This window comes from Dysosmobacter sp. (assembly GCF_034093755.1).
In the GTDB taxonomy this organism is placed as follows: domain Bacteria; phylum Bacillota; class Clostridia; order Oscillospirales; family Oscillospiraceae; genus Oscillibacter.
The window spans coordinates 1-5825 of sequence record NZ_JAXEBZ010000001.1; the positions used below are offsets into that span (position 1 = coordinate 1).

Genomic DNA, 5825 nt, shown 5'->3' on the forward strand with positions numbered 1-5825 from the left:
GGTGAAAGTCAGCAAGACCTTTTTCTTAGGATATGGAGGATTTACCCGCAAGCCACCCGCTATACGGGAGTGAACAAAGTAAATCCGGTTTTGGTATCTGCTATCAATTTGCTATCAAATGCCCCGTTTACGCTTTAAGACCCCAGTGTTTTCAAGGCTTTGCGGGTTTTGTCAGTTATTCCCACTCGATGGTGGCGGAGGGCTTGGGGCTCAGGTCGTACAGCACGCGGCAGACGCCGGGAACCTCGGAGAGGATGCGGTCGGTGATCTTCTTCAGCACCGCCCAGTCGATCTCCGGCACGGTGGCGGTCATGGCGTCCACGGTGTTGACGGCGCGGATGATCACCGGCCAGTCATAGGCCCGCTTGCCGTCCCGCACGCCGGTGGAGCGGAAATCAGGCACCACGGTGAAGAACTGCCACACCTTGCCGGTGAGGCTGGCCTTGTCGAACTCCTCCCGCAGGATGGCGTCGGCCTCCCGCAGGGCGTGGAGCCGGTCCCGGGTGATGGCGCCCAGGCAGCGGACGCCCAGGCCGGGGCCGGGGAAGGGCTGGCGGTCCACCATGGAGGCGGGCAGACCCAGGGCGCGGCCCACCACCCGGACCTCGTCCTTGAACAGCAGGCGGACGGGCTCCACCAGCTCAAACTGCAGGTCCTCCGGCAGGCCGCCCACGTTGTGGTGGGCCTTCACGCCGTCGCTCTCCAGAATGTCGGGATAGATGGTGCCCTGGGCCAGGAAGGAGATGCCCTCCAGCTTCCGGGCCTCCTCCTCAAACACCTTGATGAACTCGCCGCCGATGATCTTGCGCTTGCGCTCCGGCTCGTCCACGCCGGCCAGCAGGTCCAGGAAGCGGTCCGTGGCGTCCACGTAGATCAGGTTGGCGTCCATCTGGTTGCGGAACACCTCGATGACCTGCTCGCTCTCTCCCTTGCGCATGAGGCCGTGGTTCACGTGGACGCAGACCAGCTGCTTGCCGATTGCTTTGATCAGCAGCGCGGCCACCACAGAGGAGTCCACACCGCCGGACAGGGCCAGAAGCACTTTCCTGTCACCTACCTGCTGGCGGACGGCGGCCACCTGCTGGGCGATGAACTCCTCCGCCTGGGCGGGGGTCTGAATGCGGGCCATGGATTCAGGACGCTGATTGTTCATATTCGTATTCCTCCCGAAAAACTCGTTTCAAAGATTTGCGATACGCTCTGTATTTATGCTCTGGGCCTATTATATCCGGAAATGACCGCTCCTGCAAGAAAAAATTCATGGGTTTGTGCGGGGCGGAAAGACAAAACCCCCTCCGGATCTGGCCGGAGGGGGTGGGGATTTCAGATTCAGTCGTCGTCCCGGAACACAATGTTGCCGGGCTGGGCGCTTTCGATGATGGCCAGGGACTTCAGATTCACGCCGGCGGCCCGGAGACGGTCGCCGCCGCCCTGGAAGCCCTTCTCCACGGCGCAGCCGATGCCCACCAAGGTGGCGCCGGCGGCGTCCACGATGTCGCACAGGCCACGCATGGCCTCGCCGTTGGCCATGAAGTCATCCACGATCAGCACCCGGTCATCGGCGGACAGCCACTCCTTGGACACCAGCAGGGTGACCTTCTTCTTATAGGTATAGGAGAAGATGTCGCTCTGATACAGGCCGCCCTCGATGTTGTCGCTCTTGGCCTTCTTGGCGAAGATCATGGGCTTGCCGAAGTGCAGGGCGACGATGGAGGCCAGGGCGATGCCGGAGGCCTCGGCGGTGAGAATCATGGTGACGTCGTCCATGTTGAAGTGCTTGCCGAATTCCACGGCGATGTGGTCCAGCAGCTGGGTGTCGATGCGGTGGTTCAGGAACCCGTCCACCTTGATGATGTTGCCGGGCAGGACCTTGCCCTCTTTGATGATGCGCTCCTTTAACTCCTGCATGGAAGCATATCCCCCTCATACTCTGTGTCTGTGGTCATTTCCGCGGCGCTCCGCGGGTGATTCCTATTATCTCGTATCCGCTGCGCTTTTGCAACTGTTTTTCCCCACAAAAAACAAATTCCCTGCCGGAAAAACAGAGAAAATTTTGCACAGGAGGGACAAATCAAACAAAAAGTGACCGCGCCGCAGGGAAAGCGGCGCGGTCAGGGGATGTTTGCTCAGCCCTCCAGGGCGTCGGCGGCGCCTTTCAGCCAGTCGCCCTCGAAGTCCTCAATGCGGCCGGCGTCGGTGAGGGCGGCCAGCCGGGGATCGATGGGCATCTGGGCCAGCAGCTTCAGGCCGTGGCGCTCGGCGGCCTCCCGGGTCTTGCCCTCGCCGAAGAGGTACACCTTTTTGCTGCAGTCGGGGCAGGTGATATAGCTCATGTTCTCCACCAAACCCACGATGGGCACGTTCATCATCTCCGCCATCTTCACGGCCTTCTCCACCACCATGGACACCAGCTCCTGGGGGGAAGCCACAATGAGGATGCCGTCCAGGGGAATGGACTGGAACACGCTGAGGGACACGTCGCCGGTTCCCGGAGGCATGTCCACAAACAGGTAGTCGCAGTTCCACAGCACGTCGGTCCAGAACTGCTGCACCACGCCGGAGATGACCGGGCCCCGCCAGATCACCGGGTCCGTCTCGTTCTCCAGCAGCAGGTTGGTGGACATGACCTCAATGCCGGTGGAGGACTTGCAGGGCAGCAGGCAGTCCTCGGTGCCGGTGGCGCTTTCGTGGATGCCGAAGGCCTTGGGAATGGAGGGGCCGGTGACGTCGGCGTCCAGAATGCCCACCTGATAGCCCCGGCGGCGCATGGTGACCGCCAGCTGGCTGGTGACCATGGACTTGCCCACGCCGCCCTTGCCGGACACAACGCCGTAGACCTTGCCGATGTGGCTGTCGGGGTTGGGCTGCTGCAGCAGGGACTGGGGCTCCTGGCGGCTGCCGCAGCTCTCACCGCAGGTAGAACAATTATGGGTGCATTCGCTCATGATAGAACTCCTTTTTTCGCTTTTCAGCGTTATTTCTGACAGATGCCGTCCTGGCACAGTGGTATTCTATACCTCTCCGCTGCCGCCGTCAATACGGAATCGCGTGGCCTGCGCCGCGGATCAGAGGGAGAGATACATTATATTAATGTAAGGACAAAAACGCGAAAGAGACGTTACTCCAACCGGGCGATGCGCACCGCCGGGTCATCCCGGAAATGGGCGGCCTCCCGGCTGTGGCAGGTGAACAGCAGAATCTGGCGGTGCTCCGCCTCCCGGCGCAGCCAGTCCAGAGCGGCGGCGCAGCGGGCGTCATCGAAGTTGGCCAGGGCGTCATCCAGCACCAGGGGGATGTTCTTTTCCTCCGGCAGCACCAGCTGGCACACCGCCAGGCGCACCGCCAGGTACAGCTGGTCCAGCGCACCGGCGGACAGCAGCCGGGCGTCCCGGTACAGCGTGTCCCCGGCAGGCTCGGCGGAGAGGCGGAAAGCCCGGTCCAGAGCCACGCCGGTATAGCGGCCGCCGGTGAGCTGGCGGAAGATTTCGGCAGCCCGGCGGCCCAGCGCCGGGGAGAACCGGTTCTGCAGGTCGGCGTTGGCGGCGGTCAGCACCTCCAGCGCCAGGGCCAGGGCGTCGTATTCGCCGGACAACTGCCGGATGCGGCACTCCAGCTGCTCCGCCCGGGCGGCCAGCACGTCCGGGTCGCCGGCAGCGGCAATCTGGCCGGACAGGTGGTCCGTCTGTCGGCGCAGGTCGGTGAGCTGCCGCTGCAGCTCCTCCCGGCGGGCGGTGAGGGTCTCCTCGCTTTCCCGGGGCGGCTGGACGGAGGAGGGCAGGGGAGCGGCAGGAATCCGGCGGCCGGTCAGCTCCAGCCGCAGCCGGGCTTCCCGGACGGCGGTCTCCGCCTCCGTCAGCTCCCGGCGCTGCCGGGCGGCGTTCCGCAGCAGCTGGTCGGCGGCGGGGATGGTGAAAGCCGTGGGGGCGAAGCGGCGGACCTCCAGCAATATGGCCTGCTCGTTGGCGGACAGGGTGGCGTAGAGGCTGTCCGCGGCGGCGGAGCGGCGGTCGGCCTCTGCTCGGGCCTCCTCACGGGCCTGGTACAGCCGGGCGTATGTCTCCGCCATGGCGGCGATGGCTGCCGGGTCGGCGGCGCCGAACCGCTTGCGCCGGGCGGCGTCCCACTGGACCTGAGCCGTGTGGCGACGGTACAGCCGGGAGACGTACCATCCGGCGGCGGTCATCACCGCCAGCACTGTCCAGGGCAGCAGGCGGAACAGCGGACTGTCCAGTCCGGAGCACCGGGACATGGCCCAGAAGGTCCCTGCCGCCCCCAACGCAAGGAACAGGAAAAAGATGGACAGCTCCCGCAGAGAGACGCCGCCGGAGACCCTGCCGGGGGCGGACGACTGGGCCTCCCGGCAGGCCTGCTCCGGAGTCTGCCCTGTAAAGGGACTTTCGCTGACGGCGGCCTCCGCCTGCAAAAGGGCCTTCAGGGCCTCGTCCCGGTCCTCCCGGGCCTTCTCCACGCTCTTCCGCACTGTCTCCAAGTTGACGATGGCCCCCCGCAGCCGGGAAATGGCCTCGTTTTCGGGGACGTGTTCTGTTTCCAGACGGCTCCGCAGGGCGTCGGCCGCTGCCTGGGCCTGCTGCAGCTGGCGGGTCAGCTCCTCTTGCTGCCGCAAGGCCTCGGCGGCGTGACGGCGCTGCCAGCGGGTCAGCTGCTCCTCCGTTTCCGCCAACCGGGCGGACAGCGCCTCCGTCTGCTGCCGCAGCTCCAGCAGCGTCTGCCGCTGCCGGGCCATGATGTCCAGCTTTTCCCGCAGGGCAGCCAGGTCGGCCTCCGCGCCAGGCAGCTCTCCCCGCTGATTGAAGCGGCGCCGGTGGAGCTGCAGCTTCAGGGCGGCGGAGGCCTCGGAGCAGGAGACCCCCTCCTCGCCGGAGGTAATCAGGGCGGCAATGCGCCGCTCCAGCTCCGGATCGGCGGTGACGGGCAGGCCGGCCTGACGGATGAAGGCGCTGCGCTCAAAGACCTCCCGGGGCACGCCCAGCAGCGTCTCGCCGCAGTTGGCGCCGGTGAGGGCCGGCACCGGCTCACCGGTGCCGGTGTACAGGGCCCGGAACGCCCCCATGGGCGCCCCGTCCCGCACCGTGGCCCGCATCAGCGTCAGCTCCCGGCCTCCGCTGTCCGTGCAGTCCAGCCGGCCCTGCATGGGACTGCCGTCCCAGGGGGCGTAGCGGTTCTTTTCGGCGATGGCCGCTGCCCGGTCCCGCTCCCGGCTGCTGATGCCGTAAAGCATGGCGGTGAGAAAGGCGCACCAGGTGGACTTGCCGCTCTCGTTGGGGGCCTGCAGAATGTTCAGGCCGTCCTGCAGCTCCAGAGTCTGCTGTTTCAGCCGGCCGAAATTGGCCGCCAGACGATGAAATTTCAGAATGATCCCTCCCGGTATGGACATACTATAATAAAGTCAGTATAGCATAAAACGGCGGGAAAACCACCGGAAACGAAAAAACAAAAAACTTGAAAAAAGGTGTTGACAAACGGGGGATGGTCTGGTATTCTAAGCAAGCTGTCTGACAGAACGCGAGAGCGGCGGCCGGACGGCACCGCGAAGTTTGAAAAGAATCGAAAAAAGTTCTTGACAAACCAATCCGGTTGTGATAGACTCAAAAAGTTGCTGAACGGCGGCGAATCGGTCGAAAGTCCGGTGAAGAACCTGAAAAAAGTTCTTGACAAGGACGGATCGATGTGCTAAAATCAGTAACGTTCCGCCGAGAACGGCGTGTACCTTGTAAATTAAACAACGTAACGAAATGAAAGCACCAGACGGAGATGGTTCTTAGGAACCATAACCAAAGTTGCGGAATCCGGGTTCAGTCAATTAC

4 protein-coding genes are annotated in these 5825 nt (G+C 63.9%); all 4 read right to left on the reverse strand.

Features of this window, described 5'->3' with window-relative positions; translation table 11 throughout:
• Window positions 1–175: 175 nt before the first annotated feature.
• Window positions 176–1153, reverse strand: a complete 978-nt coding sequence (guaA, locus tag SOX55_RS00005) for a glutamine-hydrolyzing GMP synthase (protein ID WP_325285374.1) — start codon at window positions 1151–1153, stop codon at window positions 176–178.
• Between the two features lie 176 nt (window positions 1154–1329).
• A complete protein-coding gene (locus SOX55_RS00010; protein ID WP_325285375.1) occupies window positions 1330–1908 on the reverse strand; it encodes a xanthine phosphoribosyltransferase in 579 nt (192 codons plus the stop codon).
• A gap of 218 nt (window positions 1909–2126) precedes the next feature.
• Complete coding sequence (locus SOX55_RS00015) at window positions 2127–2945, reverse strand: Mrp/NBP35 family ATP-binding protein (RefSeq protein ID WP_325285376.1); 819 nt, start codon at window positions 2943–2945, stop codon at window positions 2127–2129.
• Window positions 2946–3118: 173 nt separating this feature from the next.
• A complete protein-coding gene (locus SOX55_RS00020; protein WP_325285377.1) occupies window positions 3119–5395 on the reverse strand; it encodes an ATP-binding protein in 2277 nt (758 codons plus the stop codon).
• Window positions 5396–5825 lie beyond the last annotated feature (430 nt).

Excerpts from the sequence above, each read along its gene's own strand:
- guaA (WP_325285374.1), bottom strand. The coding sequence starts at position 1,153 with ATGAACAATCAGCGTCCTGAATCCATGGCCCGCATTCAGACCCCCGCC.
- SOX55_RS00010 (WP_325285375.1), bottom strand. The coding sequence starts at position 1,908 with ATGCAGGAGTTAAAGGAGCGCATCATCAAAGAGGGCAAGGTCCTGCCC.
- SOX55_RS00015 (WP_325285376.1), bottom strand. The coding sequence starts at position 2,945 with ATGAGCGAATGCACCCATAATTGTTCTACCTGCGGTGAGAGCTGCGGC.
- SOX55_RS00020 (WP_325285377.1), bottom strand. The coding sequence starts at position 5,395 with ATGTCCATACCGGGAGGGATCATTCTGAAATTTCATCGTCTGGCGGCC.